Genomic DNA, 25,283 nt, shown 5'->3' on the forward strand with positions numbered 1-25,283 from the left:
GCTCAGCGCTGCACCATCACCGCGAACCAGCCCCAGCCGCGCACGCGTTCGGTGATCAGCTTGGCGCTGGTGAGCATCGGTACCGCCAGCAGTGCGCCGGGGATGCCCCACAGCCAGCCCCACACCAGCAGCCAGATCAGGATGGCGATCGGCGACAGGCGCATGCGGTGGCCCTGGATCATCGGCGTGATCAGGTTGCCCTCGACCGCGGTAATGCCGGCGAAGGTGAGCGCCGGCAGCAGCGCGGTACCGAGGTCGTGCGCATGGATCATCCCGACCAGGGCCAGCACGATCGTGGTGGTGATCGCGCCCACGTAGGGAATGAAGTTGGCGGTCATCGCCACCACGCCCCACAACAGCGGGTCGGGCATGTCGTAGAGCCACAGCATCAGGGTCGTCAGCGCACCGAGGCTGGCGTTGATCGCCAACGCGGTGAGCAGGTAGCGCGACACCTCGATCTGGATGCTGCGCACGATTTCGACCGCGTGCCGCTTGTAGGCAAAGCCCGGCGAGATTTCCACCAACCGTCGCAGGAGCGAGTCGCCGTACACCAGGAAGAAGAACACCAGCAGCACCACGGTGAGCACGGCGGCCAGCACCTTGGGTGCGGTGGAGACGATGTCCCAGGCCGAGATCGCCACGGTCGAGGGTTGCGCGGGCGCCGCCCGCAACGGTCCGCCGACCAGCGTCTGGGTAGCGCGGTTGGCCGCCTCCAGCGGTTTGGTGACGCTGCGCAACTTGGGCACGAAGCTGCGGATTGCCGCAGGTGCGCCGTGGAACCACCCGAGCGCCGGCTGCGTCAGCGCGCCGATGCCGGCGCCCAGTCCGGTCAGCAACACGACGACCAGCACGCTGGCGGTAAGCCAGCGGGGCAGCCTATGGCGTGCGCCCGATGCCACGATCGGATTGAGCGCCAGGCCGATGAACGCGGCCAGCACCAGCGGGATCAGCAGCACCCGCGCAACCGTCACGGTGTACAGCAACGCCATCACCAGCAGCGTGTTCAGGACCACCCGCACCGCCAGAAGGTGCCGGCGCAGGCTGCGTGCGAAACGCAGTTGCGGCGACCCGGCGACCGGCGGCGGCACGGTCACCGGCGCCGCGTCGACCACGGCCGGCGCGGTGGCTGGGTCGGGGTGGTTCATACGTCCTCGGCGACGTTCTGCGCGGCGGTGTGGGCGGCAAGGAAGCTGGCACCGATGGTGGTGGCCTCGCTGACCAGCGCACCGAACAGATGGCTCACGCCGGGAAGATGCAGCGGCTTGGCGTCGGAACGCCCGAGCAGGAAGCCACCCGCGGCGGCCGCCCCGAGGATCACGAACGGATGCCGCTCGCCACGCGCCAGAAGGGCGGAGGCGGGTATCGCGGCCGCAAGGCGAGCCTCGCGCATCCGCTGTTGCGCGGCGCGTACCCGCGCGTGCTCGCCGAACATGCTCATGCCGCGTCCTCCCGTTCCACCCGGTGGCGGGCCCGGGCCCGCGTCTCACGCATCATCGCACCCCATTCGGTGCGCGTGGCGGGCAGGCTCATCCAGTGCATGCAGCGACGGAAGAACAGGATCGCGGCCAGCACGAATACCAGTTGCAGCACCGCGAGCGCGACCAGCGCCCAGATCCAGGACGCAAACCACTTGGCCAGCAGCACGCCGACCAGCGCCAGCAGGGTCAGGCCCAGGCCGACGCCGGCGACGGTCGCGGCCAGGCCAGCCAGCAACATCCATGAAAGCGCGCTGCGCGCCAGTCCGACTTCGGCCGACAGCAGTTCCAGCTGGGCGCCGAACAGCTCCTTGATGGCGCGGCCGAGCCCGCCCAGTTCGGCGAGCACGCCCGAGGGCGGTGCCGCCTCGGCGGCACCGTCATCGGTGGTGGTGGTTTGTTCGGCCTGTGGCATCCCTGGCACTCGTCGGCGTTTTCGTCAGCGCCGCAGGAGGCGGCCGAGCAGCCAGCCGGCGCCGACCGCGATGGCGACCGACTGCATCGGCTTCTCGCGCACGTACTCGCGCGCCTGCTCCATCCAGAGCTCGGCCCTGTCCATGGTTTCGTCACGGAGCTGGCGGCCACGCTCGCTGAGATCCGCCGCCTTGTCGTTGGCCCGGTGGGCAGCGCTGGCGGCCTTGTCGGTCGCCCGATGCACGCCCGCCTCGACCTTGTCGGCGGTGGTGTCGACCGCCTGCTTGGTGCGCGCCACCGCATCGGAGGTGGCCTGCTTGACGCGCTCGGCACCCTGGTCGATGCGGGCGTGCCCCTTCGAGGTGCCCGTGTCCGCCAGCAGCGGATCGGTCGCGTCGGAGGCGGCCATGGAAGGATTCGGCACGGCCGGGTTCAGACCGGGATCGCGCGGGGTGGACGAGCTTTGGATCGGGTTCATGGCGTTCTCCCGGTGGATGGTGAGGACACCGCCGCTCAACTGGCGCGGCGGAAGAAGGCAATGATCGCGAGGATCAGGAAGATGACGAACAGGATTTTCGCGATGCCCGCGGCGGCGCCGGCGATGCCGCCGAAACCGAGGATGGCAGCGATGATCGCGATGACCAGAAAGACGATGGCGTAATGCAGCATGACGGCTTCCTCATGGGTGAGAGTTGACCCCCTTCATGGGCCGGCCTGCAAGGCCCGACGTGGCTCATTCATCCACAGGGGCTGCCATCTGCACGTGAAGAGGCGCGTGCCAGTGCGCCTCCGTTCACTTCGCGTGCGGGTTGATCGCGTAAGTGCCGGTCAGCTCGGCGCGGGCGAGCACGTGGCCGTCCATCGCCTGGCGCAGCTGCCCGACGCCGAAGCCCGGAGACAGGCCAAGGCCCGGAATGTCCAGCGCATGCAGTTCGAAGCGGTAGCGGTGCACGCGCGCGTCGTTCCAGGGCGGGCATGGGCCATCGTAGCCAAGGTAGGTTCCGGCCATGTCCGGATCGGAGGCGAACCAGCCGCCGTAGTCGTTCGCGCCCTGGACGCTGCCGGGCGGGCCGGCGGGCGTGCGCTTGCCGCGCGGGGTGACGCCGTCGCTGCACGAACCGTTTCCCAGCTCGCCGCATTCGGCCGGGATGTCGGCCATCAGCCAGTGCACGAAATCGGTGCGCGGCAGGTCGGCACTGACCGTGCGGCCTTCCTTGTTGACGTCGTCGCCGCGGCTGGGCGCGTCGCCATCGATGCAGGTGAGCACGAACGAGCGCGTGCCGGGCGGGGCGTCGCGCCAGGCCAGGTGCGGGTTGCGGTTGTCGGACAGGGCGATCGGGTCGCCCGGCTTGCCGAAGGCGCACGCGGGCGGAATCGGCTCGCCATCCTGGAAGTCGTTGCTGCGTAGTTGCATGGAAACTCTCCTGTCGTCGAAATCCAGCTCCCCCTCTCCTCCCGGGAGAGGGCGCAAGTCAGCGCCGGTACGTCACGCGGTACACCGCTCCGGCCAGGTCGTCGCTCACCAGCAAACTGCCATCGGGCAACGGCTGCACATCCACCGGCCGGCCCCACGCCTGCTCGTCCTGCTCGAACCCGGTGATGAAGGGTTCGTAGGACGCGATCTTGCCGCCATCCAGCCGCACGCTCATCACGCGATAGCCCGACTTCTTCGTGCGGTTCCACGAACCATGCTCGGCGACGAAGATCGCCCCCTGGTAACGCGCCGGGAACTGCGTGCCGGTGTAGAAGCGCAGCCCCAGCGAGGCCACGTGCGCGCCCAGCTTGAGCACCGGCGGCGCGTAGTCCTTGCAGGGATGGCCCCTGCCGAATTCCGGATCGGCAATGTCCCCCTGGTGGCAGTACGGATAACCGAAATGCTGGCCGAGGTGGTCGACGCGATTGAGCTCGTCGCTGGGCACGTCGTCGCCGAGCAGGTCGCGACCGTTGTCGGTGAACCACAGCTTGCCGGTGGACGGCCGCCAGTCGAAGCCGACCGTGTTGCGGATGCCGTAGGCGACGTCGGTGAGGCCGCTGCCGTCCGGATTCATGCGGGTGAGCTTGGCGTAGGCCTTGTCCTTGTCGCACAGGTTGCAGGGCGCGCCGATCGGCACGTACAGCTTGCCGTCGGGACCGAAGGCGATGAACTTCCAGCCGTGGTGCGTTTCGGTAGGGAACTTGCCGTAGACCAGTTCGGGCGCGAGTGGGTGGTCCAGGTGGTTTTCGATGTCGCGCAACACCAGGATGCGGCTTACCGCCGAGACGTACAGGTCGCCCCTGTGGAAGGCCACGCCGACCGGCAGCTGCAATCCGCTGGCGACGACGCGCACCTTTTCCGCGCGACCGTCGTGGTCGGCATCGGTCAGCGCATAGACCTTGCCGGCGTCCATCGAACCGACGAACACGGTGCCCTTGGCGCCCACCGCCAGCTCGCGCGCCTGCGGAACCTGGTCGGAATAGACGGCGATATGGAAGCCCTTGGGCAGGGTCAGCCGGTCCAGTGCCGGGGCGGCCCAGGCGGGTGCGGCGGACAGGGCCAGCAAGAGCAGGAAGGGCAGACGCATGACGACTCTCCTTGCGGGCGGAAAGGCCAGCGTAGCGCTCGCGCCGTGAAGCCGGAAAGGATGGGCCCGCCCGGACGCCTGCTGCTACCGTACGCGCCTCACGAGGGGGATGCATGAGCGAACTGGACGACCTGGCCACCCTGGTCCGCGCGGCCACGCCGTTGCTGGTGATCGAGACGGTGGACGAGCAGCGCGTGATCGAGTGCTTCCGCCACGTCATCGCGCAGTCGCTGCGTCCGTTATGGCGCTGGACGCTGACCGACGGCCTGGATCGCCTGGATTTCGTCCAGCCCACCGGCGAGGCCGTTGCGCCGGACGCCAGCGCCACGCTGGAGGCGATCCGCGCCGCCGACGAACGCGGCGTCTACCTGCTGTTCGATTTTCATCCGTTCCTGCGCTACGCGATGAGCCTGCGCCAGATGCGCGAGATCGTGCAGCGCCACCGGAGCGCGATGCACACGCTGGTGCTGGTCGGCGCCAGGATCGAGCTGCCCGAAGAACTCGAAGCGCTCGCCACGCGCGTGCCGCTGGCGCTGCCGGATCTGAAGGAACTGGCCGCCATCCTGCGCGGCGAGGCCGCCGCCTGGCAGCGCGAGCAGGGGCGCCGGCTGGAAGTCGACGGCGACGCGGCGCGCACGATGGTGCGCAACCTGGTCGGCCTGTCCGGCCCCGACGCGCGACGCATCGTGCGCAAGCTGATCTACAACGACGGCGCGCTCGGCACCGCCGACCTGCCGGAGCTGATGCGCTCGAAGTTCGACCTGCTCAACCGATCCGGCCTGCTGCACTACGAATACGCCACCGCGAGCTTCGCCGACGTCGCCGGCGTGGCGCGGCTCAACGCCTGGGTGCAGCGTCGGCGCGCGGTATTCCTCGATCCCCAGCCGGCGCTCGATCCGCCCAGGGGCGTGCTGCTTCTGGGCGTGCAGGGCTGCGGCAAGAGCCTGGCGGCGAAGGCCACCGCCGGTGGGTTCGGCGTGCCGCTGGTGCGGCTGGATTTCGGCACGCTGTACGACAAGTACCAGGGCGAGACCGAGAAGAACCTGCGCGAGGCGCTGGCCAGCGTGGAACTGCTCGCGCCCTGCGTGCTGTGGATCGACGAGATCGAGAAAGGCCTGGCCAGCGGTGGCGGCGAAGACGGCGGCGTGTCGCGCCGCGTACTCGGTTACCTGCTGACCTGGATGGCCGAACGCAAGGCCAAGGTGTTCGTGGTCGCCACCGCCAATGCGGTCGACCAGCTGCCGGCCGAACTGCTGCGCAAGGGTCGCTTCGACGAGATCTTCTTCGTCGACCTGCCCACGCCGGCCGCGCGCGCGGCGGTGTTCGCGCTGCATCTCGAACGCCGCAAGCTCGATCCGGCGGGCTTCGACCTGCCGGCTCTTGCCGCCGCGAGCGACGGCTTCTCCGGCGCCGAGATCGAACAGGCCATCGTCAGCGCTCTCTACGACACTGCCGGCAGCGGCGCGCCGCCGGACCAGGCCGCGCTGTGCCGCGCGCTGGAGCAGACCCGTCCGCTGTCGGTGCTGATGCGCGAGCAGGTGCAGGCGCTGCGCGACTGGGCACGCGAACGCTGCGTGCCGGCCGACTGATTCCCGCTTCGTCTCCTCCCCCTCTCCCGCATCCGGATCCTCATCCCGGGCTGCTCGGCGGAGGGTGACGGAGCCAATCACGAGGGCTGCAAAACTTGCAGCCCGACGCAAATGTTGCGCGCTTACCGGCCGGAAACACCCGCAAACCGCGTCGCGCGAAAGGGCACGCTTCTTGCCGCCTGGGGAAACCCCCGCGGCCGGTGCCCCGTGCCGGTCGTCTCCCTCCGCAGACGACAGAAGGACGCTTCCCATGTTCGCTCACAACAAACGGCTGCAGTACACGGTGCGGGTCTCCGAATGCAATCCCGCGCTGGCCAATCTCATGCTCGAGCAGTTCGGCGGACCGCAGGGCGAACTCGCCGCCGCGATGCGCTACTTCACCCAGGCGCTGGCCGAGGACGATCCCGGGCGCAAGGACATGCTGCTGGACATCGCCACCGAGGAACTGAGCCACCTGGAGGTGATCGGCACCATCGTCGGCATGCTCAACAAGGGTGCCAAGGGCAAGCTCGCCGAAGGTGCCCAGGAACAGGCACAGGCGTTTCGCGAGCTGCAGGGCGCCGGCAACGACTCACACGTGACCCAGGTGCTCTACGGCGGCGGACCGGCGTTGACCAATTCCGGTGGCCAGTTGTGGACCGCCGGCTACATCGATTCGATCGGCGAGCCCACGGCCGACCTGCGCTCGAACATCGCCGCCGAGGCGCGTGCCAAGATCATCTACGAGCGGCTGATCAACGTGACCGCCGATGCCGGCGTGCGCGACGCGCTGGGCTTCCTGATGACCCGCGAGATCGCCCACCAGCAGTCGTTCGAGAAGGCGTTGTACGCGATCGAGCCCAACTTCCCGCCGGGCAAGCTGCCGGGCAAGGAGGAGTTCGCCAACGTCTACGTCAACACCTCCCAGGGCGAGGGTGACATGCGCGGTCCGTGGAACAGCGACGACAACTTCCAGTTCGTCAGCGACCGCGAAAAGATGCTGGCAATGGATGGCGGCAGCGGAATGCCGGAAGTGGCAATGACCGACCAGCAGCGTTCGGTGCTGATGGAGATGGCCAAGCGCACGCGCTCGGATCCCTCGATCAATCCGGAAACCGGTGCCGAGCTGGGCCGCAGCGGCGGCCAGCCGCGAGGCACACGCCACTAGCTCCAGTAAACCGTGGGGCGGGCTTCTGCCCGCCTTGCCCGCAAGGGTGAGGGGCTGGGGCCCACCCTGCGTACTGCCTGGTCAGCTGAAGGCGGTATCGAGCAGCATCATCAACACGAAGCCGACCATCAGCCCGCCGGTGGCGAAGTGCTCGTGTCCCTGCCGGTGCGATTCGGGGATGATTTCGTGGCTGACCACGAACAGCATCGCCCCGGCCGCGAAGCCCAGCCCGACGGGCAACAGCATCGGGTAGTCGATCACCACGCCGGCGCCGACCAGGGCGCCAACCGGTTCGATCAGGCCCGATGCCATCCCCACCGATACCGCCCAGCGCCGGCGGTAGCCTGCGGCCATCAGCGCGATCGCCACCACCAATCCCTCGGGCAGATCCTGGATGGCGATGCCGGTGGCCAGCGCCACGCCGTGCGCCACGCCCGGCCCGAAGCCCACGCCGATCGCCAGCCCTTCGGGCAGGTTGTGCAGGCAGATGGCGAACACGAACAGCCAGGCGCGCTTGAGCCGCAGCGACGGATGCCCTTCCGGTCCCTTGATGAAATGCTCGTGGGGCAACACGCGTTCGAGCAGCACCAGCGCGGCCGCGCCGATGAGGATCGCCACGCCGACCAGCGCGCCCGCCGCCCATGGGCCTTCGCCCTGGCGCTGGGCCTCCTGGATCCCCGGCAGGGCCAGCGAGAAGGCGCTGGCCGCCAGCATCACGCCCGCGCCGAAACCGAACATGGTGTCCTGCGTGCGCTGATCGATTTTCCTCGCGAACAGCGCAGGCACCGTGCCCAGTGCGGTGGCGGCCGCGCCCGCGACGCCACCCAGGCAGGCCGCGAGGATCGGCGTCATGCCCATGCTTCGGTCCTGCGCGTGGGTAGGGTCGTCGCGGGCATGCGGTTACGGGTCAGCGGGCAGGCGTCCAGCATGGCGCCCGGGCGGCCCCGGCGGCGTGAACGGATTCGTTGATCCGCGGCGCGGTGCCGCCCATGCTGGCGGAACCGCCCCGGTTCCCGCGAGATCCCCATGTCCACGCTCCCGCCCTTCCACCTCGCCTTCCCGGTCACCTCGCTGGCCAAGGCGCGCGCCTTCTACGGCGGGCTGCTCGGTTGCCCCGAGGGGCGCTCCAGCGAGGACTGGGTCGATTTCGACTTCCACGGCCACCAGATCGTGGCGCACCTTGCTCCGGAAGAAGCTCGAGCGGTCGCCGCGCACGAGGTCGACGGCGATGCGGTGCCGGTGCGCCACTTCGGGCTGGTGCTGGCGATGGATGCCTGGCAATCGTTGGCCGACCGGCTGCGGGCGGCGGGTACGCGATTCGTCGTCGAGCCGCACATCCGCTTCCGTGGCCAGCCGGGCGAACAGGCGACCATGTTCCTGCTCGACCCGTGCGGCAACGCCCTGGAGTTCAAGGCCTTCGCCGATCCGGCGCGTCTGTTCGCGAAATAACCCAGGGTGGGTTTCCGCCCATCGCACACTGGCGCCAAGCCGGTGGGCTGCAGCCCAACTTACGCCAGCAACGCGTTGAACCGCGCGGCGATGTACTCGTCGGTGAAGCTCACCATGTCGGCGCCGCGAATGAAGCCGCAATGGCCGCCGTGTTCGGCGATGTCGAGCTCGATGTTCGGCGGCAGCTGCAGTTGCTCGAAGGCCCCGACCGGAATCACCGGGTCGTCGCGCGCGGTAAGGATGGTTGCCGGGATGGCGAGGCCGGCGAGCGCGTCGCGCGCTACCGAATAGCCGTCCAGGTAAGCCTGCAGCGAATCGAAGTCGGTGTGCCGCAGCACCAGCGCCTCGGTCAGACCGCGCAGGCTCTGCTTGAGCTCGGCCAGCTCGAAGTACTGGCGCTGCGGAAAGGCCTGCTGCTTGGCTTTCAGCGACTGCCGCCACTTGCGCATGAAGTACGCCTGGTAGAACCAGGGCGCGCTTTCTTCCAGCGAGAACAGGCCTTCGCCGGGATCGATGATCGGGCACACCGCCAGCGCGTAGTCCAGCGCGATCCCCGCCGCCGGCGCGCGCAGCGCCGCACGCAGGGCGAAGTTGCCGCCCAGCGAGAAGCCGGCCAGCGCGGTTACCGGCCGCGGCCAGCGGCGCACGATGTCGCCGAGCGCGTTGGCCACCTCGTCGATGCGGCAGGAATGGAACAGCGCCTCGTTGAGGTGGTGGCTCGCGCCATGGTCGCGGAAGTTGAGCCGGAACACGTCCCAGCCGTCGCGCAGCAGGCGGCTGCCGGTCTGCAGCACGTAGGTCGAATCGACACTGCCTTCCCAGCCGTGGAACAGCACCGCCAGGCCGCGCGAGGCGCCACCGGTGCGTTGCGCGGTGAACGCGCCGGTCAGGCGCACGCCCTCGCCGCCATCGACCAGCACCGGCTCGGCGCCCTCGAGCACCTCGCGCGCACTCTTGGGCAGCAGCAACCGGCGCACGCCACTGGAGGAAAGCATGGTCTGCAGATGGCCGCTGGTCAGCGGCCAGGGGGGACGGAAATCCTTTCCGCGGGGCAGCTCGCTCATGCGTGCGCGTCTTCCAGGGCCGCGCCGATGCGCTCGCGCGAGAGGTCGGCCATGCGCCGGCGCGCCTCGGGCATCGCCGGCACGGGCGCAAGGAAATGCACTTCGGCGTCCAGCGGCGCCTCGCCCAGCATGCGCAGGAGGTTGCCCATGAAGTTCTCGCCCTCGCGGAAGCCGGCGTCGACCACCCGCTTGCCGTTGCGCGCGAAGCGCAGCGCCACCGGCTGCACCGGCACCTGGGCGTCCAGCGCGGCCTGGAAGATGCGCGCGTGGAACACCTTGAGCACGCCGTTGTGGCCGGTGCCTCCCTCGGGAAACACGGCCACCGAGCGGTGGCCGCGCAGGCGCTCGACCATCGCCTGCATCACCGCCGCCAGCGAATGGTTGCTGCCGCGCCGGTGGAAGATCGTGCCGCCGGTCGCGGCCATCCAGCCGACCAGCGGCCAGCGCGCGATCTCGGCCTTGGCCACGAAGCAGGCGGCGCGCTGGCTATGCAGCAGCTCGATGTCGATCCACGAGGTGTGGTTGGCGACGAACAGCACCGGGTCGGGCAGCGGCTTGCCGACGCGCACCGAGCGCAGGCCGAAGATGCGCATCAGCATGGTCGACCACCAGCGGATCATGCGGTGCGCGAACGGCTCGCGGCCATCGACCATCACCCGGTGGCGGTTCCAGCTGAGGATGCCCGCGCACAGCAGGATGCCCAGCAGGATGTGCAGCAGCAGCAGCGGCACCCGCCACAGGTAGCGCAGAGGGCGCCAGGGGTCGCGGTCTGGAGTCAGGGCGGTGTCCATGAGCCGGTTAGTTTATCGTTTTCGTCCTGCCCCAGCGCATCGCCTGGCGCGCAGGTGGCCGCCCCCGTGCGGAAAGGTCGCCGAAGCCGGCCCTGCGGGGTCATGGTTCCAACTGCCCCAGCGGCAACGAGGGCGAGCGCTTGACGGTGCGCAGCACGAAGCTCGAATTGGCGTCGGCCACGCCCGCGTCGTTGAGCAGCCGGTCGAGCAGGAAGCGCGAGAAGTGCGGCAGGTCGGCCACGTACACGTGCAGCAGGTAGTCCATGTCGCCGGTCAATGCGTGGCACGCGACGACCTCCTCCCAGCCTTCCACCTTCTCCACGAAGCGGTCGATTGCGCCCGCCTCATGCCGCGCCAGCTGTACGCGCACGAACGCCTGCAGGCCCAGGCCGACTGACTGCGGGTCGATCTGCGCGGCGTAGCCGGTGACGATGCCATCGGCTTCCAGCCGCTGCAGCCGCCGCAGGCAGGCCGAGGCCGACAGGCTGACCCGTTCGGCCAGCTCCGCGTTGGTGATGCGCCCTTCCCCCTGCAGCACGGCGAGCAGGCGCAGGTCGGTGCGATCGAGCTTGGACATGGCAGCTTGCTCCACTTTACGAGCGCTCGGCGCAAGAATACTGCGCCACCTAACGGGTGGTTCACAACAAACGCAACCTTCGTGCAGCCCACACTGCGTATTCTTGAAAGATCGAAGGCTTGCGCCTGAACCGCCCGGAGTCGCCATGGAAACCGCCACGCCCCGCAAGGTCGAACACCAGCAGACCGACCGCGGTTACGTACCGGTCTACGCCACCGGCGTGGTGGAGCAACCCTGGTCGAGCTATACCCGCACGGACCACGAGGTGTGGGACACGCTGTTCGCGCGCCAGTGCGAAATGCTGCCGGGGCGTGCCTGCCAGGAGTTCCTCGACGGCGTGGCCAAGTTCGGCCTTGGCGCCGGCGGCATTCCGAAGTTCGCCGACATCAACCAGGTACTTTCCAAAGCCACCGGCTGGGAGCTGGTCGCGGTCGAGGGATTGCTGCCGGACGAGGTGTTCTTCGACCACCTGGCCAACCGTCGCTTTCCCGTGAGCTGGTGGATCCGCAAGCCCGACCAGCTGGACTACCTGTCCGAGCCGGACCTGTTCCATGACCTGTTCGGCCACGTGCCGCTGCTGCTCAACCCGGTGTTCGCCGACTACATGCAGGCCTACGGCCGTGGCGGTATGAAGGCGCACGCGATCGGGCCCGAGGCGCTGATGAACCTCACGCGGTTGTACTGGTACACGGTGGAGTTCGGGCTGATCAACACGCGCGAGGGGATGCGCATCTACGGCGCGGGCATCGTCAGTTCCAAGGGCGAATCGGTGTACAGCCTGGATTCGGACGCGCCCAACCGGATCGGCTTCGATCTCGAGCGCGTGATGAGCACGCGCTACCGCATCGATACGTACCAGCAGACCTACTTCGTGATCGACAGCTTCGAGCAGCTGTTCGAGGCGACGTCGCCGGACTTCACGCCGATCTACGCGCGCCTGCGCGAGAACGCGCCGCACGCCGCCGCCGATGTGCTGGACGATACCGACCGCGTATTCCACTACGGCAGCCACGAAGGTTTCGCCACCAACGCGGACACCTGAGCGCCCGACCCTGGGCGCGACCGGCATCTCCACGCACGACGCGATGGCCGGCATGGCAGTCGCGCCCACGCGCGCACCTACACCAGCCGACGCTTTGCCATCCAGTCGCGCACCACGCCGGTCCATAGTGCGTAGCCCTCGGCATTGAGGTGCAGCCCGTCGTCGTCGAACCAGCGCGGATCGGCCTCGCCGTCGGCGCCGAGCATCGGCGCGTGGATGTCCAGGAAATCCACCCCTCGTTCGTCCGCACAGGCGCGGATCAATGCGTTGGCCCGGCGGATCAGCGGCAGTTGCCTGCGCCGCGAAAGATTGGGTTTGATCGACAGATAGGCGAACGGCACCTCGCCTGCCCAGCGGCGCGCCTGCGCGACGAAGGCGCGGAAAGCGTCGCGCACCTGTTCGGGCGACTTGCCGTCGGCCAGGTCGTTGCCGCCGGCGTACATCACGATCGCCCTCGGCCGGTAGGGCGCGACCAGCTGTTCGGCGAAGTACACGCTATCGGCGATTTCCGACCCACCGAAGCCGCGATTGATGGTGGGCACGTCCGGGAAATCCGCCGCCAGCGTATGCCACAACCGGATCGATGAGCTGCCCACGAACAGCACCGCGTCCACCGGCGGCGGCGCGAGCCTGTCGATCGCCGCGAACACCGCGATCTCGCTCTGCCATTCGATGAACTCGGCGACCTCGCCGCCGGAAGGAGAAACCTGGTCGAGCATGCCGTCTCCGCCGGACGCTGGTTGTCCGAGCCTAGGCGATCGGCGATCAAGGCGGCGTGGGTGCGCGCGGAAGCCTCAATGCGCGAGGTCCAGCGTCGCATGCAGCCAATTGCGCACCAGGCCCGTCCACAGGCGGTAGCCCTGCCGGTTCATGTGCAGGCCGTCCGGGCCGAACCATGTCGGTTGCGGCTGGCCATCCGGCCCCAGCATGGGCGTGAAGACGTCCAGATAGCCGATACCCTTCTGCCCGCGCGCGTACTCACGCACCAGCGCGTTCGCCCTGCGGATCCGCGGCAGCAGGCTCTTGCGCGCCATGCTGGGCTTGATCGCGATGAAGGCGACCGGCACATCCGCGTCCAGCGACCGCGCGCGGCGCACGAAGGCGCCGAACGCATCGCGCACCTGCTCGGGCGTGCAGCCCTCGGCCAGGTCGTTGTCGCCGGCATAGAAGACGATGGCGCGCGGGTGATAGGGCCCCACCAGGCGATCGGCGTAGTAGGTGGCATCGGGAATGCGCGAGCCGCCGAAGCCGCGATTGATGACGGCGCGGCCAGGGAAGTCGGCGGACAGCGAGCTCCACATGCGGATCGACGAACTGCCCACGAACAGGACGGGATGCGCGGGCGGCGCTTGCGCGCGGTCGGCCGCGGCGAACGCGGCGATGTCCGTTTGCCACTGCTCGGGCCGGTCGGCACAGGCCTGCGCCAGCGAGGGCAGCAGCGCGAGTATCAGCAACAACCATGGGAGTCTCATTGGCTCAACCTACCACCCGTGGCGTCAGGGACAGGTTTGCGCGCACCGCCGGATCGCATGCCCGTCCGGCCGCTACGGCCGCTTGAGCTCGCTCACTTCGAGCACCTGCGCGATGCGCGTGCCGTCCCAGCGGTAGATGAAGTGCTGCGCCTGCACGCAGGGGGCGACCACGTCCGGGAAGAACGCCGCCACGCATTCGCCGCCGGCATGCCGCGCGCTGTCGTAGACGATGCCGCTGGCGCCGGCCGCGCGCAGCGTGCGCGCCAGCGCCACGCTGGCCGCGTAGTCGTGCGGATCGTGCGCGGCCGGCCAGCCGCCGCGAAGGTCGTGCAGCTTGCAGTCGATGCTGGTGCGGTAGCAGCGCATCTCGATCTCGCACGCCGGCTCGGCGGTAGCGGCGAGGAAACGCTCGCGGTGGTAGACGGTTTCCTCCACGGCGGTGGCCACGCCGTGTGCGGCGTAGAACACGCCCCAGCTGCCGTCGGAGAAACGGCTGCCTTCGGGGTTCAGATGGGTGAACGCGGCCATCACCGGCGTGCTGCCCGGGCCGCTGATGCGCCGCCCGCGCGGCACGAGCTTCAAGGCGCCGGCTTCCTCGCGCAGGCGCGGGTTGGTCATCGCCTCGATGGCGAACAGCGCGTCCAGGTCCGCCGGGTCGGCGATGCGGTCGAACACGCCCACCGGCGGGAAGCGGCTGGGCACGATGCGGTAGGCATGGCTCCAGCGGATGCGTTTCAGGGGCGGCAGGTCGGCAGGCATGCAGGCTCCGGGTTGTGCGTCCTCCCGTCACCGGGGCGGGGAGAAACCAAGCATGGCAGCGCGAGGTCTCGCCGGGCGCGACCGGAGTCTCGCGCCCGCCTCAGCCGCGTTGCGCGTCCAGGTATTGGCGCACCACGTACAGATCGCCCACGTTGCCCGAAAGCATGCGCTCGAGCGCCGAGTGGCCGCCGAACAGCGGCGCCTGGTTCGGCTTGCGCAGCCAGGCGTCGGCCTGGGCCGGATCGGGGAACAGGATCTGCAGCGACTTCCAGATGCCGAGCAGGTAGCTGATCCGCTCGATCACGTCGCGGCCGGGGTTGCCGTCCTGGTCGCGCTTCCATTTGAAGAAGGTCGATTCGGCCGGGTCGCCAAGCAGGCGGCGCTGTTCGACAATGCGCAGTTTCCAGTGCTCGGCCAGGCGGAAGAAGGAGCGCAGCGCGGGACCGCCAAGGTCACCGGCAGGGGCCTGTTCGGGACGGGGATGGGCCAGCATGCGAAACTCTCCTTTTGGAGTTTGCATTCAATTTACTGCAAATATGCAGTTGCCGCAAATCGCGTGCGTCCGCAGGTGGGCCTCGGCTACCTCCTGCGATGGCGTTTGGAACCGTGGGACGGAGCCCACCCTGCCGTTACTTGCAGTCGCAGCCGTAGCCGGGTTCCGGGCCTCCCTCGGCAATGAATCGGTCGATGCGCTTTTCCAGCACCGGCAGCGGCACCGAACCGAGCTGCAATACGGTGTCGTGGAAGTGCCGCAGGTCGAACCTAGCACCCAGTGCGTGCTCGGCCTTGCCGCGCAGCTCGCGGATCTTCAGGTAACCGAGCTCGTAGGACAGCGCCTGCCCTGGCCAGCTGATGTAGCGGTCCACCTCATTGGCGATCTCGCGCGCCGATAGCGCGGTGTTCTGCGTGAGGTAGTCGATCGCCTGCTGACGCGTCCATCCCAGGTGGTGGATGCCGGTATCGACCACCAGCCGGCAGGCGCGCCACATCTGGTAGGTGAGGTAGCCGAAGCGCTGGTAGGGCGTCTTGTAGATGCCCATCTCGTTGCCCAGGTATTCGGAATACAGGCCCCAGCCCTCACCGAAGGCGGAGATGTAGCCCTGGCGCCGGAACTCGGGTTGGCCCTTCTGCTCGGCAGCCAGTTCCAGCTGCAGCGCGTGGCCGGGATAGGACTCGTGCAGGGTCAGCGCCGGCATGTTGAAAAGCGGCCGCGACGGCAGGTCGTAGGTGTTGACCAGGTACGCGTCCGCGCCGCCGCGGCCGGAGGTGTAGTACGGCGCGATATCGGCCGGTACCGGCACGATGGCGAAGCGCGCGCGCGGCAGGTGGCCGAAGAAGCGGCCCATCTGGCCGTCCACTTCCTTGGCCACCCAGGCGGTGCGCTGCAGCAGCTCCTCGGGCGTTTTGGCGTAGAACTGCGAATCGGTGCGCAGGAAGTCGAGGAACGCGGGGAAGTCGCCCTTGAAGCCACTGTCCTTCATCGTCTGGAGCATCTGCGCGTGGATCTTCGCCACCTGCTCCAGGCCGATCGCGTGGATCGCATCGGGGTCCAGGTCCAGCGTGGTGTATTCGCGGATCTGCTGGCGATAGAACGCCTTGCCCTCCGGCAGTGCCTCGGCCGCCAGCGTGGTGCGCGCGCCCGGCACGTAGCTCTGGCGGAAGAAGGTCAGCAATTTGCCGTAGGCCGGGATCACTTCGTCGCGGATGCGTCGCAGCGCCTCGCCCTGCAGCGCCTGCGCCTGGTCGGCGGGGATCGCGCCCGGCATCTGCTCGAACGGTTTGTAGAAGCTGCTGGCGGTGGGATCCTTCAGCTCCGCCACGGCGGCGATCGACACGTCGCGCCCGTCCAGCACGGCGCGCGGCACCGAGAAGCCGCGCTTGAGGCCCAGCCGCATGTTGGCGATCTGCTGATCGAAGTAGGCGGGGATCTGCGCCAGCCGGTCGAGGTAGCGGCGGTAGTCGTCGGTGGTGCGCAGGTGGTCGGCGTCCAGTTCGTAGCCGATGTCGCTCCAGAACGCCGAGTCGCTGTTGAACGGCATCTGCCAGGTCTTGAAGCGCTGGTCCGCCAGCAGGTTCGCGATCTGCGCGTGGTAGATGGCGTAGTTGACCTGGTTGGCGGGCGAGAGCTGGCTTGCGTCGAGCGCATCGAGCCTGGCCAGCACCTGCTGCCATTGCTCCAGCCGCTGCTGCTGGCTGGCCGCGTCGACGTTGTCCAGCCGGCCGTTGTTCGGTTGCGGTTCGCCCGAGGCGCTGATGTCGCCCTGCCCGGTGCGCCACGCCCACTCCTGGGTGTAGATCGCCTTGAAGCGGTCGTCGGCGTCGTTGGCGTGCACGGCCGGGGCGAGCAGCAGGCCCGCGGCCAGCAGGCCGCCCAGCAGGTGGTTCATCGGGGAAGCTCCTTGCGAGGGAAGCGGTGATGATCGCAAAAGAAGCCCGTCCGATGGGCGCGCCGCGTAGAGCGGCCTACACGCCTGCGTAGTACCCGCGCATGGCGTCCAGGTAGGCGTCCAGGTTGCGGCCTTCGCCCATCGCGAAGCGTTCGCCGGTTTCGTCGAACTGGTCGATGCGGTCAGGGCGGAAGTTGCGGAACGCGCCGCGCAGGCGGCACCAGGTGCCCAGCGTCCACTTGCCGCCCCAGAACGCCAGGCACAGCGGCTCGACGTCGCGCGTGCTGGCCTGGCCCGCTTCGTCGCGATAGACCAGCCGCAGCACCAGCTGCGCCTCGATCGCCGCGTGCAGTCGGTCGATGCGCGCAGCGAACGCGGTGCTGTATTCATCGCGCCACACCGGCGCGTAGATGCGCGTGCGCGCGGCGCGCTCGCGCAGTTCCGGCGGCAGCACCGCCTCGATCTTCATCAGCGCGGCCTGCGCGCCTTCGGCCAGGCGCTCGCCGGCGAAGGCGCGCACGAAGCGGGTGCCGACCACCAGCGATTCGAGCTCCTCGGCGGTGAACATCAGCGGCGGGATGTCCGCGCCCTTGCGCAGCACGTAGCCCACCCCCGCCTCGCCCTCGATCGGCACGCCCGAGAGCTGCAGGTCGGCGACGTCGCGGTAGACCGTGCGCAGCGAGACGCCCAGCGTCTCGGCCAGCGAGCGCGCCTGCAGCGCGGTGCGGCGGCCGCGCAGGGCGTGGATGATGAGGAACAGGCGGTCGGCGCGGCGCATGCGCGCATGATCGCCGAGGCGCGATGCATGGGCCAGTGCGCCGGCACCCGCGGTCGCTCAGGACTGGCTGGCGAGAAACCCGGCATCCTTCGCTTCCGCTCGCTGCATCGCCGGGCGCGCACGCACGCGGGCGATGTAGTCGCGCACCGGCGGCACGTCCGGCACCAGTTTGAACATCGTGGTCCAGTGCAGCGCGGTGCCCCACAGCACGTCCGCGGCGGTGAAGCGCTCGCCGAGCAGCCAGGGCCCGGGTGTGAGCTGGGCGACGATGGCGTCCAGCACTTCCTGCCAGGTGCCATAGGGCGAGGTCGCGTGGGGCGCCGGCTCGCGTTGCATGGAATGATCGACCAGCGCCGGCTCGAAGCAGGAGCCATAGAACACCATCCAGCGCAGGTACGGCCCGCGCAGCGGATCGCCGATCGCCGGCGCCAGCCCCTTGTCCGGATGGAGGTCGGCGAGGTACATCATCACCGCCGGCTGCTCGGTGACCATGGCGCCGTCGTGGCGGATCGCCGGCACCTTGCCCAGCGGGTTGAGTGCGAGGTAGGCCGGGTCGCGCTGCGTGCCGGCCTTGAGATCCAGCAGATGCAGGTCGTAGTCGACGCCCAGTTCCTCGAGCAGCGCCAGCGTGCCGCGCGAGCGCGACTGCGGCGCGTGGAAGAAGGTGATCTCCGGTGCGTTCATGGCGTGTTCTCCGGCGGCCGATGGCAGACCGCTTCCAGGTTGTGTCCATCCGGGCCGATCACGAAGGCGCCGTAGTAGTTGTCGTGGTATTGCGGGCGCAGCCCGGGCGCGCCGTTGTCGCGCGCGCCGGCCGCCAGCGCGGCGCGATGGAAGGCGTCGACCTGCGCTCGGCTGGCGGCCGCGAAGGCCATGTGCAGTGGTCCCGGGACATGGTCGGCGCGGGTCAGCCAGAGCTCCTGCTCGGCCGTTCGACCCCGACCGGCGGCCAGGCCCACGGCGTCGGGAAAGCTTTTCACCACCGCGATGCCCAACGGCTGCAGCGCCTGCTCGTAGAAGCGGCGCGCGTGTTCCAGGTCGGTCACGGGGAGCCCGAGATGATCGAACATGGCCTTGCCCTCCTAAAGGTAGGTGGTCACGGCCGGGGGGTTCATCCAGTTGTCGTGGCGACCGTCGAAGTAGCGCACCGGCGCGCGGGCGAGTTCCTCGGGACTGGCGTCGTCCAGGCAGGCGAGGTTCACGCTGACGAAGTCGCCGCCCAGCTGCTCCAGGTGCCCGGTGCCGAAGGGCTGGATGCCGCATTGCCGGCAGAAGCGGTAGTGCATGCTGTGGGTGCCGAACTGGTAGTCCGCCAACGCCGCTTCGCCTTCCAGAAGGCGAAAGGCCTCCGGGCTGACGATCGCGCCCCAGCGGCGCGTCTTGCTGCAGATCGAGCAGTTGCAGCGGCCGGTGCCGGCGGAAAGATCGATGTCGGCGGCAAAACGCACCGCGCCGCAATGGCAGCTGCCGTGATAGGTCCTGGTCATGCGTGTTCCCCGGCCGTGGTGATGGACGATGATGCGCCGCGCAGCAGCGAACGCGGCGTGGGCGCCAGGCGCAGGGTTTCGGGCAGCGCCTCCAGGCGATGGACCCAGGCTTGGACGATCGGGTCGGCGGCCGCGGCGGCGCGGTGCCGTGCCTGCGCCGCGGCATCGGCGAAGGCGGCGAACCAGACGAATACGCTTTCGCCTTCGCGCACCGGGAGCCGCGGGAAGGTGTTGCGCGCCGGCTCGGTGACGAACTGTCCCAGCACCGGTGCGCCGAGGCGCTCCAGCACGGGCCGCACCTGCGTATCGAAACTGCGCGCCAGCGGCACGGCAGCGGACGGTGGCACGGGGCAGATCGTGGCGCTCAGCAGGCCGGCAGGCGAGCGTTCGCCAAGTCCCGGGCGTGGCATTCCCTGCACTGCGAAAGGCTGGGTCGGGCGCAGCAGCAGCACGTCGTCCGAATCGAGCATCGTCGCGTTGGCGGCCTCGCGGTGAGCGCGCCAGACCGGGCCGTCGTAGAACGCCGCCAGCGCCGCGGCGCGCGCGGGCATGTCCGGAAAACTCCGCAGCCAGACGAAGCGATCGGGATCGTCGAGGTCGCGGAACTGCCCTGGCATGGCCATGCCGAGCGCTTCCTGCGGCTCGATGAACTCGCGCTCGAAGAGCTCGACCAGCCGCTCGCGCTGGCCGGGACGCAACGTGTACTGGCGCAATTCGAATACGGCGTGGGCGCTCATGGGCGCCGTCCAAACAGCGTGGCGACCAGCGCCAGCAGGGTCATCCGCCGGGATGGCTGGCGCGCGGCCTCGGCCGGCAATCGATGCGGCCCTTCGACCAGCCGGTTGCGCCCGGCCAGCGGACGGTAGGCGTCGGCGATGCGGTCGAGGATCGGATGCACAGTCGTCCTCCTCACGCCGCCGCCGCTTCGCCGACACACCACGGCGGCAGCTGGGCATGCTTGAACAGGCGATACCAGTGTTCGCGGTCGCCCGGGCCGTAGAGGTCCAGCGTGCGGATCACCTCGCGCGCGAACTCCACGCTGCCCAGATGGCTGGCGGTGATGGTGCCGCCGTCGCTGACCGCCAGTACCGAGGCGTCGTACTGCGCGCTGCCGGCGTAGCCCGGTACCTGGGCATCGATATGACCGGCCCAGTTGCCGGTGTGGCGGCAGCGGTCGAGCAGGCCGGCGCGAGCCAGCGCCAGCACGCCGCTGTCGATGCCGGCGACCACCGAACCGGCGCCGTGCAACTGGCGCAACGCGGCCACCGCCGAGGCGCCTTCGCCGCGCTGCCACAGGTGACCGCCCGGCACGATGGTGAGCGCGGCACGCGCGAAGTCGAGCTCGGCAAGGCTCAGCTCCGGCTGCACCGCCAGGCCGCCCATCGAGCGCACCGGCGCGCGGGTGAAGCCCACCGTCGCCACCTGCCAGTCGCCCGGCCGACGCACCTCGCACAGCGCCAGCGCTGCCTGCCAATCCGCAAAACCGTCGAACACCAGGAAATGGATCGTGTCGCGCATCGCGTTGCCTCCTTTGCAAGATGGGCAGGATGCGCCGGGGCTGCTGCCAGCGTGATGTCAGCAGTGGGGCAAAAGGCGGACCCCCCGTTACCACGAGCTCAGGGGCTTGAGGCCGAAGGCGAAGGACCGCCGAATCCGCTTCACTACGCTTGGCGCGAAGGGGGCAGGTGCGCCCCGCCATTCACGCGCACCCCGTAAAATGCCCGTTCCTTCCAGCCACGGACCCGACATGAAGCCTGTTTCGCTGATCCAGTTCCTGATCGAGGAACGCCGCGCCGGCCACATCAACGCCGAGCTCTCGCTGCTGATCGAAGTGGTCACGCGCGCCTGCAAGCGCATTGCCGTGGCCACCAGCAAGGGCGCGCTGGGCGGCGTGCTGGGCAACGCCGGCAGCGACAACGTGCAGGGCGAGGCGCAGAAGAAACTGGACGTGATCTCCAACGAGATCCTGCTGGAAGCCAACGCCTGGGGTGGCCACCTGGCTGCCTGCGCGTCGGAAGAGATGGAGGATCCTCAGCCGATCCCGGACATGTACCCGAAGGGCAACCACCTGCTGCTGTTCGATCCGCTGGATGGCTCGTCCAACATCGACGTGAACATCTCGGTGGGCACGATCTTCTCGGTGCTGCGCTGCCCCGAGGACGTGACCGAGCCGAAGGTCGAGGACTTCCTGCAGCCGGGGACGCAGCAGCTGGCCGCCGGCTACGTGGTGTACGGCCCGGCCACGTTGCTGGTGCTGACCTTCGGCCACGGCACGCACGAGTTCACGCTGGACCGCGAGGTCGGCAGCTTCATCCTGAGCCGGCGCGACATCCGCATCCCCGAGCAGACCGCCGAATTCGCCATCAACATGTCCAACCAGCGCCACTGGGAGGCGCCGATGCAGCGCTACGTCGGTGAGCTGCTGGCCGGCAGGGAAGGCCCGCGCGGCAAGGACTTCAACATGCGCTGGGTCGCCTCGATGGTCGCCGACGTGCATCGCATCATCACCCGCGGCGGCGTGTTCTTCTATCCGCTGGACGCCAAGATCAAGGCCAAGGGCGGCAAGCTGCGCCTGATGTACGAGGCCAACCCGATGGCCTTCATCGTCGAGCAGGCCGGCGGCGCGGCCACCACCGGGCGCGAGCGCATCCTGGAGCTGCAGCCGACCGGCCTGCACCAGCGCGTGCCGGTGTTCCTGGGGTCCAAGGGCGAGGTGGAAGTGGCCACCCGCTACCACCGCGAGGCGGACGTCGCCTACGCCTGAGGACCCCGGGCAGGCGCCCGTGCGCCTGCCCGGTCCCGCCCCGGTTTCGCCATCGTCCTGCCGCACGCTTCCCGCCGACTTCCCGACCTATCGACGATGGCCCGACGCCTGAGCCTCCTGCTGCTGTTGACCGTGGCCCTGGCCGGCTGCGCACCCGTGCGCAAGCCGCCGCCGGTCCCACCGCCGCGCAAGCTGGTGGTCGGGCTGGCGCTGGGTGGTGGCGCGGCCAAGGGCTTTGCGCACATTGGCGTGATCAAGATGCTGGAAGCCAGCGGCATCCACGTGGATGTCGTTGCCGGCACCAGTGCCGGCAGCGTGGTCGGCGCGCTGTATGCCAGCGGCATGGACGCCTTCGCCATGCAGCAGGCGGCCATCTCGCTGGACGAAGCCTCGATCCGCGACGTGCGGCTGTTCAGCGGTGGCCTGGTTCAGGGTCGGAAACTGCAGGATTACGTTGACGGGCTGGTGCGCCAGCGACCGCTCGAACGGTTGAGGTTGCCCTTCGCGGCGGTCGCCACCGAGCTGGAGACGGGCCAGCGCAAAGTGTTCCGCCAGGGCGACACCGGCCAGGCCGTGCGCGCCTCGTGCAGCGTGCCCGGCGTGTTCGAGCCGGCGGCGATCGGCGGGCGGCATTATGTCGATGGCGGCGTGGTCAGCCCGGTGCCGGTCGACGCCGCGCGCGAGCTCGGTGCCGACTTCGTCATCGCGGTGGACATCTCCGCCCGCAGCGACGGCACGCTGCCGGCGGACATGTTCGGCATCGTCGGCCGCTCGGTGGTGATCATGGGCCAGCACCTGGGCGCGCAGGAGCTGGCGCGCGCCGACGTGGTGATACGTCCCCGGGTGAACGACATCGGCGCGGCCGACTTCGCGCAGAAGGAGCGCGCGATCATGGAAGGCGAGAAGGCGGCGCTGGCGGCGATGCCGCTGGTCCGCGCACGGCTGGCCGCGGCGCAGCTGGCGCCGCCGGCGATCGCCGCACGACCCAGCCGCCCTTAGCTGGACTTCAGCCCACCGGCACGCTTCCCCCGCATCCCGGTCGGCCCAAGCCCAGCCTACGCGAACCATGGTGTGACCGGCCGCACTGGAGCAAGCACCGATGCGCTGCTAGCGTGGACCCTTTCCTCGCGAGAGCGGCCCATGCCCCCTTCCCTGCGCCTCCTGCCCCTGTTCACCCTGGCCCTTGCCCCGCTGGCGTGGGCCGCGCCCGGCAAGGTCGACCCACGCATCGACCAGCTGCTCGACCAGCTCGGCAAGGTGCGCATGGTCCACGCCGTGCAGCTCTCGCCCGATGGCCAGCGGCTGGCCTGGGTGGTGGACAGCCATGGCAAGCCGATGATCCAGCTTGCACGCGCCGATGGCACCGGCGCGCAGGCGCTGGCGATGGGTGATACGCCCTGCCGGCAGGAAGAGATCGCCTGGTCGCCCGACTCCCGCCACCTCGCCTTCCTGTCCGACTGCGGCGGCAAGGCCGGCGATATGGACGTCTATGCGGCCGATGTCGCCAGCCAGGTCACTCCGCACCGCCTGGCCGACCTGCACGGTTACGCGCATGACCTGGCCTGGTCCGCCGACGGCCGCACGCTCGGCTTTCTCTATGTCGAAGGCGCCACCCGCCGCGCCAGCGCGGTAGCCGCGGCCAAGCCTCAGGTCGGCGAGGTCGGCGTCGAGGGGTTGGAGATCCAGCGCATCGCCACGCTGCCCGCCAGCGGCGCCACGCCGGCGCTGGTGAGCCCCGCGGACAGGTACGTCTACGAATTCAGCTGGTCGCCGGACGCCCGGCAGCTGGCCTACGTCGCGGCGCCCGCGCCGGGCGACAACAACTGGTGGATCGCCAGGCTGTACGCCCAGGACGCCCGCGCCGGCGCCGCGCCACGCATGCTGGTCGACCCGAACACCACCGGCCCGTTGCACCGCCTGCAGATGGCGCTACCGCGGTGGTCGCCGGACAGCCGGCGCATCGTCTTCGTCGGCGGCCTGATGAGCGACCAGGGCGCCACCGGCGGCGATCTCTACGCGGTACCGGCCGCGGGCGGCGCGACGGTCGACCTTACGCCGGGCATCCACGTCACGCCGTCGTGGTTCGCCTGGACGTCGCCTCGCACGCTGCTGGTAAGCCAGGTGAGCAACGGCCGCAGCCAGCTGGCCGACTATGCGGTCGATGCGCAACGCGCCACGCAGCAGCGCGTGCACTTTACGCTGCCGGCCAGCATCGGTGACGGCAGCGCCTCGATGGGCGTGTCGCTATCGGCCGACCACAAGCGCATCGCGTTCGTGCAGAGCTCCTACACCGCGGCACCGGAAGTACACGCCGGTCCGCTCGGCCACGAAGCTCCCCCCGCGGTCACCGCGATCAACGCCGCGCTCGCTCCGAGCTGGGGCAAGGCCGAATCGGTCGAGTGGGAGCATGACGGCCGCCACGTGCAGGGCTGGCTGCTGTACCCGGCGCACTACGATCCGAACAAGACCTACCCGATGATCGTCAGCGTGCACGGCGGCCCGTCCAGCGCCGTGATCCCGCGCTGGCCCGGCGTCGGCTACGGCAGCGTGCCGTTCTCCACCCTGGGCTACTTCGTCTTCCAGCCCAACCCGCGCGGCAGCTTCGGCCAGGGCGAGGCCTATGTGCAGGCCAACCGCAAGGACTTCGGCTACGGCGACCTGTCGGACATCCTCGCCGGCATCGATGCAATCGAAAAGAAGCTGCCGGTGGACGACCAACGGCTGGGCCTGACCGGTTGGAGCTACGGCGGCTTCATGAGCATGTTCGTGCCCACGCAGACCGACCGCTTCCACGCCGTGGTGGCCGGCGCGGGCATCGCCAACTGGCAGAGCTATTACGGGCAGAACCTGATCGACCAGTGGATGATCCCGTTCTTCGGCGCGTCCGTGTACGACGACCCGGCGGTGTACGCCAGGAGCTCGGCGATCAATTTCATCAAGCGGGTGAAGACGCCGACGCTGGTGGTGGTCGGCGATCGGGACGCGGAGTGCCCAGCGCCGCAGTCGTTCGAGTACTGGCATGCGTTGCGCGCGCAGGGCGTGCCGACCTCGCTGGTGGTGTATCCGGACGAGGGCCATCACTTCGTCGATCCGGCGCACCAGCGCGACGTGCTGCAGCGGGCACTGGAGTGGTTCGTGAAATACCTTCCGGCCCGCTGACCGGTTTGCGCCGGGCCGGAATCCCGGCCTGGCGCTCTATTTGGGCGGATCGCGCCGCTGCGTGTGCTTGACCGCCCCCAGGATCCCCAACCCGAACACCACGATGACCCCGGCACCGATCCATTGCAGCGGCACGTGCATCAGCCAGGCGACATAGGCCAGGCCGCCGATCAGCACGATGATGCCGACGAGGTAGAGCGAGAACGAGGACATCGCGTGGCCTCCGTGGCGTGGATTCCATCGGAAGCAGAGCGGTTGGGCGATCACCGGCGCGTGAAGCCGTGCCAGGTGCCTATCGGCTCCGGCTGCGGCCGTAGCCCCGGGTGATCGCCGGCTCGATCCCTGGCCCATTGACGCGCCGTTGCCGC

The 25,283-nt window shown here is 69.3% G+C and carries 31 protein-coding genes; 7 read left to right on the forward strand and 24 right to left on the reverse strand.

Annotated features, from left to right (window positions below):
- Window positions 1-2: 2 nt before the first annotated feature.
- From ACFWZ1_RS00245 to ACFWZ1_RS00275, 7 genes are all read right to left on the reverse strand, one after another.
- Window positions 3-1,145, reverse strand: coding sequence for an AI-2E family transporter (locus ACFWZ1_RS00245; protein WP_231322513.1), 1,143 nt, complete (start codon window positions 1,143-1,145; stop codon window positions 3-5).
- On the reverse strand, window positions 1,142-1,438 hold the full coding sequence (locus ACFWZ1_RS00250; RefSeq protein WP_439665021.1) for a hypothetical protein: 297 nt from the start codon (window positions 1,436-1,438) through the stop codon (window positions 1,142-1,144). The genes ACFWZ1_RS00245 and ACFWZ1_RS00250 overlap by 4 nt, the downstream gene beginning before the upstream one ends.
- Complete coding sequence (locus ACFWZ1_RS00255; RefSeq protein WP_439665022.1) at window positions 1,435-1,890, reverse strand: ABC transporter ATP-binding protein; 456 nt, start codon at window positions 1,888-1,890, stop codon at window positions 1,435-1,437. The genes ACFWZ1_RS00250 and ACFWZ1_RS00255 overlap by 4 nt, the downstream gene beginning before the upstream one ends.
- Before the next feature lie 24 nt (window positions 1,891-1,914).
- Window positions 1,915-2,367 carry a DUF883 family protein gene (locus ACFWZ1_RS00260; RefSeq protein ID WP_231322519.1) on the reverse strand — a complete coding sequence of 151 codons (453 nt, stop codon included), beginning with the start codon at window positions 2,365-2,367 and terminating at the stop codon, window positions 1,915-1,917.
- Window positions 2,368-2,402: 35 nt separating this feature from the next.
- Window positions 2,403-2,558: a DUF1328 domain-containing protein gene (locus ACFWZ1_RS00265; RefSeq protein ID WP_091335435.1), complete on the reverse strand. Its 156-nt coding sequence runs from the start codon at window positions 2,556-2,558 to the stop codon at window positions 2,403-2,405.
- Window positions 2,559-2,682: 124 nt separating this feature from the next.
- Window positions 2,683-3,303 (reverse strand): YbhB/YbcL family Raf kinase inhibitor-like protein, encoded by a 621-nt coding sequence (locus ACFWZ1_RS00270; protein ID WP_439665023.1) that lies wholly within the window; start codon window positions 3,301-3,303, stop codon window positions 2,683-2,685.
- A 58-nt stretch (window positions 3,304-3,361) separates the two neighbouring features.
- Window positions 3,362-4,450, reverse strand: a complete 1,089-nt coding sequence (locus ACFWZ1_RS00275; protein WP_439665024.1) for a PQQ-dependent sugar dehydrogenase — start codon at window positions 4,448-4,450, stop codon at window positions 3,362-3,364.
- Between the two features lie 113 nt (window positions 4,451-4,563).
- Between ACFWZ1_RS00275 and ACFWZ1_RS00280 the strand changes: the two genes are divergently transcribed.
- Both ACFWZ1_RS00280 and ACFWZ1_RS00285 read left to right on the forward strand, forming a co-directional pair.
- Window positions 4,564-6,039 (forward strand): AAA family ATPase, encoded by a 1,476-nt coding sequence (locus tag ACFWZ1_RS00280; protein WP_439665025.1) that lies wholly within the window; start codon window positions 4,564-4,566, stop codon window positions 6,037-6,039.
- 250 nt (window positions 6,040-6,289) lie between these two features.
- The gene (locus tag ACFWZ1_RS00285) at window positions 6,290-7,186 is read left to right on the forward strand and encodes a manganese catalase family protein (protein ID WP_231322526.1); all 897 of its coding nucleotides are present in this window, start codon (window positions 6,290-6,292) and stop codon (window positions 7,184-7,186) included.
- An 81-nt stretch (window positions 7,187-7,267) separates the two neighbouring features.
- Here ACFWZ1_RS00285 and ACFWZ1_RS00290 read toward each other — a convergent pair whose 3' ends face one another.
- Window positions 7,268-8,038: a ZIP family metal transporter gene (locus ACFWZ1_RS00290; protein WP_439665026.1), complete on the reverse strand. Its 771-nt coding sequence runs from the start codon at window positions 8,036-8,038 to the stop codon at window positions 7,268-7,270.
- 174 nt (window positions 8,039-8,212) lie between these two features.
- Here ACFWZ1_RS00290 and ACFWZ1_RS00295 point away from each other — a divergent pair, with 174 nt between their 5' ends.
- The gene (locus tag ACFWZ1_RS00295) at window positions 8,213-8,635 is read left to right on the forward strand and encodes a VOC family protein (RefSeq protein WP_231322530.1); all 423 of its coding nucleotides are present in this window, start codon (window positions 8,213-8,215) and stop codon (window positions 8,633-8,635) included.
- 59 nt (window positions 8,636-8,694) lie between these two features.
- Here ACFWZ1_RS00295 and ACFWZ1_RS00300 read toward each other — a convergent pair whose 3' ends face one another.
- From ACFWZ1_RS00300 to ACFWZ1_RS00310, 3 genes are all read right to left on the reverse strand, one after another.
- Window positions 8,695-9,699: a YheT family hydrolase gene (locus tag ACFWZ1_RS00300; protein WP_439665027.1), complete on the reverse strand. Its 1,005-nt coding sequence runs from the start codon at window positions 9,697-9,699 to the stop codon at window positions 8,695-8,697.
- Window positions 9,696-10,490: a lysophospholipid acyltransferase family protein gene (locus tag ACFWZ1_RS00305; protein ID WP_439665028.1), complete on the reverse strand. Its 795-nt coding sequence runs from the start codon at window positions 10,488-10,490 to the stop codon at window positions 9,696-9,698. The genes ACFWZ1_RS00300 and ACFWZ1_RS00305 overlap by 4 nt, the downstream gene beginning before the upstream one ends.
- A gap of 100 nt (window positions 10,491-10,590) precedes the next feature.
- Window positions 10,591-11,067, reverse strand: coding sequence for an Lrp/AsnC family transcriptional regulator (locus tag ACFWZ1_RS00310; protein ID WP_231322535.1), 477 nt, complete (start codon window positions 11,065-11,067; stop codon window positions 10,591-10,593).
- 145 nt (window positions 11,068-11,212) lie between these two features.
- On the opposite strand from ACFWZ1_RS00310, the gene phhA reads away from it, so the two are divergent.
- Entirely contained in the window at window positions 11,213-12,109 is an 897-nt protein-coding gene (phhA, locus tag ACFWZ1_RS00315) for a phenylalanine 4-monooxygenase (protein WP_231322537.1), read from the forward strand.
- 77 nt (window positions 12,110-12,186) lie between these two features.
- On the opposite strand, the gene ACFWZ1_RS00320 is transcribed toward phhA, so the two are convergent.
- From ACFWZ1_RS00320 to ACFWZ1_RS00375, 12 genes are all read right to left on the reverse strand, one after another.
- Window positions 12,187-12,828: a GDSL-type esterase/lipase family protein gene (locus tag ACFWZ1_RS00320; protein WP_439665029.1), complete on the reverse strand. Its 642-nt coding sequence runs from the start codon at window positions 12,826-12,828 to the stop codon at window positions 12,187-12,189.
- Window positions 12,829-12,903: 75 nt separating this feature from the next.
- Window positions 12,904-13,581 (reverse strand): SGNH/GDSL hydrolase family protein, encoded by a 678-nt coding sequence (locus tag ACFWZ1_RS00325; RefSeq protein WP_439665030.1) that lies wholly within the window; start codon window positions 13,579-13,581, stop codon window positions 12,904-12,906.
- A 72-nt stretch (window positions 13,582-13,653) separates the two neighbouring features.
- Window positions 13,654-14,340, reverse strand: a complete 687-nt coding sequence (locus ACFWZ1_RS00330) for an RES family NAD+ phosphorylase (protein ID WP_231322542.1) — start codon at window positions 14,338-14,340, stop codon at window positions 13,654-13,656.
- A 100-nt stretch (window positions 14,341-14,440) separates the two neighbouring features.
- Entirely contained in the window at window positions 14,441-14,833 is a 393-nt protein-coding gene (locus ACFWZ1_RS00335; protein ID WP_439665031.1) for an MbcA/ParS/Xre antitoxin family protein, read from the reverse strand.
- Window positions 14,834-14,969: 136 nt separating this feature from the next.
- Window positions 14,970-16,727: a DUF885 domain-containing protein gene (locus tag ACFWZ1_RS00340; RefSeq protein WP_439665032.1), complete on the reverse strand. Its 1,758-nt coding sequence runs from the start codon at window positions 16,725-16,727 to the stop codon at window positions 14,970-14,972.
- Window positions 16,728-16,803: 76 nt separating this feature from the next.
- Window positions 16,804-17,505 carry a helix-turn-helix transcriptional regulator gene (locus ACFWZ1_RS00345; RefSeq protein WP_231322547.1) on the reverse strand — a complete coding sequence of 234 codons (702 nt, stop codon included), beginning with the start codon at window positions 17,503-17,505 and terminating at the stop codon, window positions 16,804-16,806.
- Between the two features lie 57 nt (window positions 17,506-17,562).
- Window positions 17,563-18,189 (reverse strand): glutathione S-transferase family protein, encoded by a 627-nt coding sequence (locus ACFWZ1_RS00350; protein ID WP_439665033.1) that lies wholly within the window; start codon window positions 18,187-18,189, stop codon window positions 17,563-17,565.
- The gene (locus ACFWZ1_RS00355; protein ID WP_439665034.1) at window positions 18,186-18,575 is read right to left on the reverse strand and encodes a VOC family protein; all 390 of its coding nucleotides are present in this window, start codon (window positions 18,573-18,575) and stop codon (window positions 18,186-18,188) included. The genes ACFWZ1_RS00350 and ACFWZ1_RS00355 overlap by 4 nt, the downstream gene beginning before the upstream one ends.
- A 12-nt stretch (window positions 18,576-18,587) precedes the next feature.
- Window positions 18,588-18,992 carry a GFA family protein gene (locus tag ACFWZ1_RS00360; RefSeq protein ID WP_439665035.1) on the reverse strand — a complete coding sequence of 135 codons (405 nt, stop codon included), beginning with the start codon at window positions 18,990-18,992 and terminating at the stop codon, window positions 18,588-18,590.
- The gene (locus ACFWZ1_RS00365) at window positions 18,989-19,729 is read right to left on the reverse strand and encodes an NIPSNAP family protein (protein ID WP_439665036.1); all 741 of its coding nucleotides are present in this window, start codon (window positions 19,727-19,729) and stop codon (window positions 18,989-18,991) included. The genes ACFWZ1_RS00360 and ACFWZ1_RS00365 overlap by 4 nt, the downstream gene beginning before the upstream one ends.
- On the reverse strand, window positions 19,726-19,890 hold the full coding sequence (locus ACFWZ1_RS00370; protein ID WP_231322556.1) for a hypothetical protein: 165 nt from the start codon (window positions 19,888-19,890) through the stop codon (window positions 19,726-19,728). Before ACFWZ1_RS00370 ends, ACFWZ1_RS00365 begins: the two co-directional genes overlap by 4 nt.
- An 11-nt stretch (window positions 19,891-19,901) precedes the next feature.
- Entirely contained in the window at window positions 19,902-20,510 is a 609-nt protein-coding gene (locus ACFWZ1_RS00375; protein WP_439665037.1) for a DJ-1/PfpI family protein, read from the reverse strand.
- Between the two features lie 229 nt (window positions 20,511-20,739).
- On the opposite strand from ACFWZ1_RS00375, the gene ACFWZ1_RS00380 reads away from it, so the two are divergent.
- The 3 genes from ACFWZ1_RS00380 to ACFWZ1_RS00390 all read left to right on the forward strand — a co-directional run bounded on the left by ACFWZ1_RS00380 (window position 20,740) and on the right by ACFWZ1_RS00390 (window position 24,915).
- A complete protein-coding gene (locus ACFWZ1_RS00380) occupies window positions 20,740-21,756 on the forward strand; it encodes a class 1 fructose-bisphosphatase (RefSeq protein WP_231322560.1) in 1,017 nt (338 codons plus the stop codon).
- A gap of 51 nt (window positions 21,757-21,807) precedes the next feature.
- A complete protein-coding gene (locus ACFWZ1_RS00385) occupies window positions 21,808-22,755 on the forward strand; it encodes a patatin-like phospholipase family protein (protein WP_439666853.1) in 948 nt (315 codons plus the stop codon).
- 141 nt (window positions 22,756-22,896) lie between these two features.
- On the forward strand, window positions 22,897-24,915 hold the full coding sequence (locus ACFWZ1_RS00390) for a S9 family peptidase (protein WP_439665038.1): 2,019 nt from the start codon (window positions 22,897-22,899) through the stop codon (window positions 24,913-24,915).
- Between the two features lie 36 nt (window positions 24,916-24,951).
- Here ACFWZ1_RS00390 and ACFWZ1_RS00395 read toward each other — a convergent pair whose 3' ends face one another.
- The gene (locus tag ACFWZ1_RS00395) at window positions 24,952-25,128 is read right to left on the reverse strand and encodes a hypothetical protein (protein WP_231322566.1); all 177 of its coding nucleotides are present in this window, start codon (window positions 25,126-25,128) and stop codon (window positions 24,952-24,954) included.
- Window positions 25,129-25,283: the final 155 nt, after the last annotated feature.

Origin of the sequence: Frateuria sp. GZRe14 (assembly GCF_051900395.1) — a bacterium.
Classification (GTDB): domain Bacteria; phylum Pseudomonadota; class Gammaproteobacteria; order Xanthomonadales; family Rhodanobacteraceae; genus Frateuria_A; species Frateuria_A edaphi.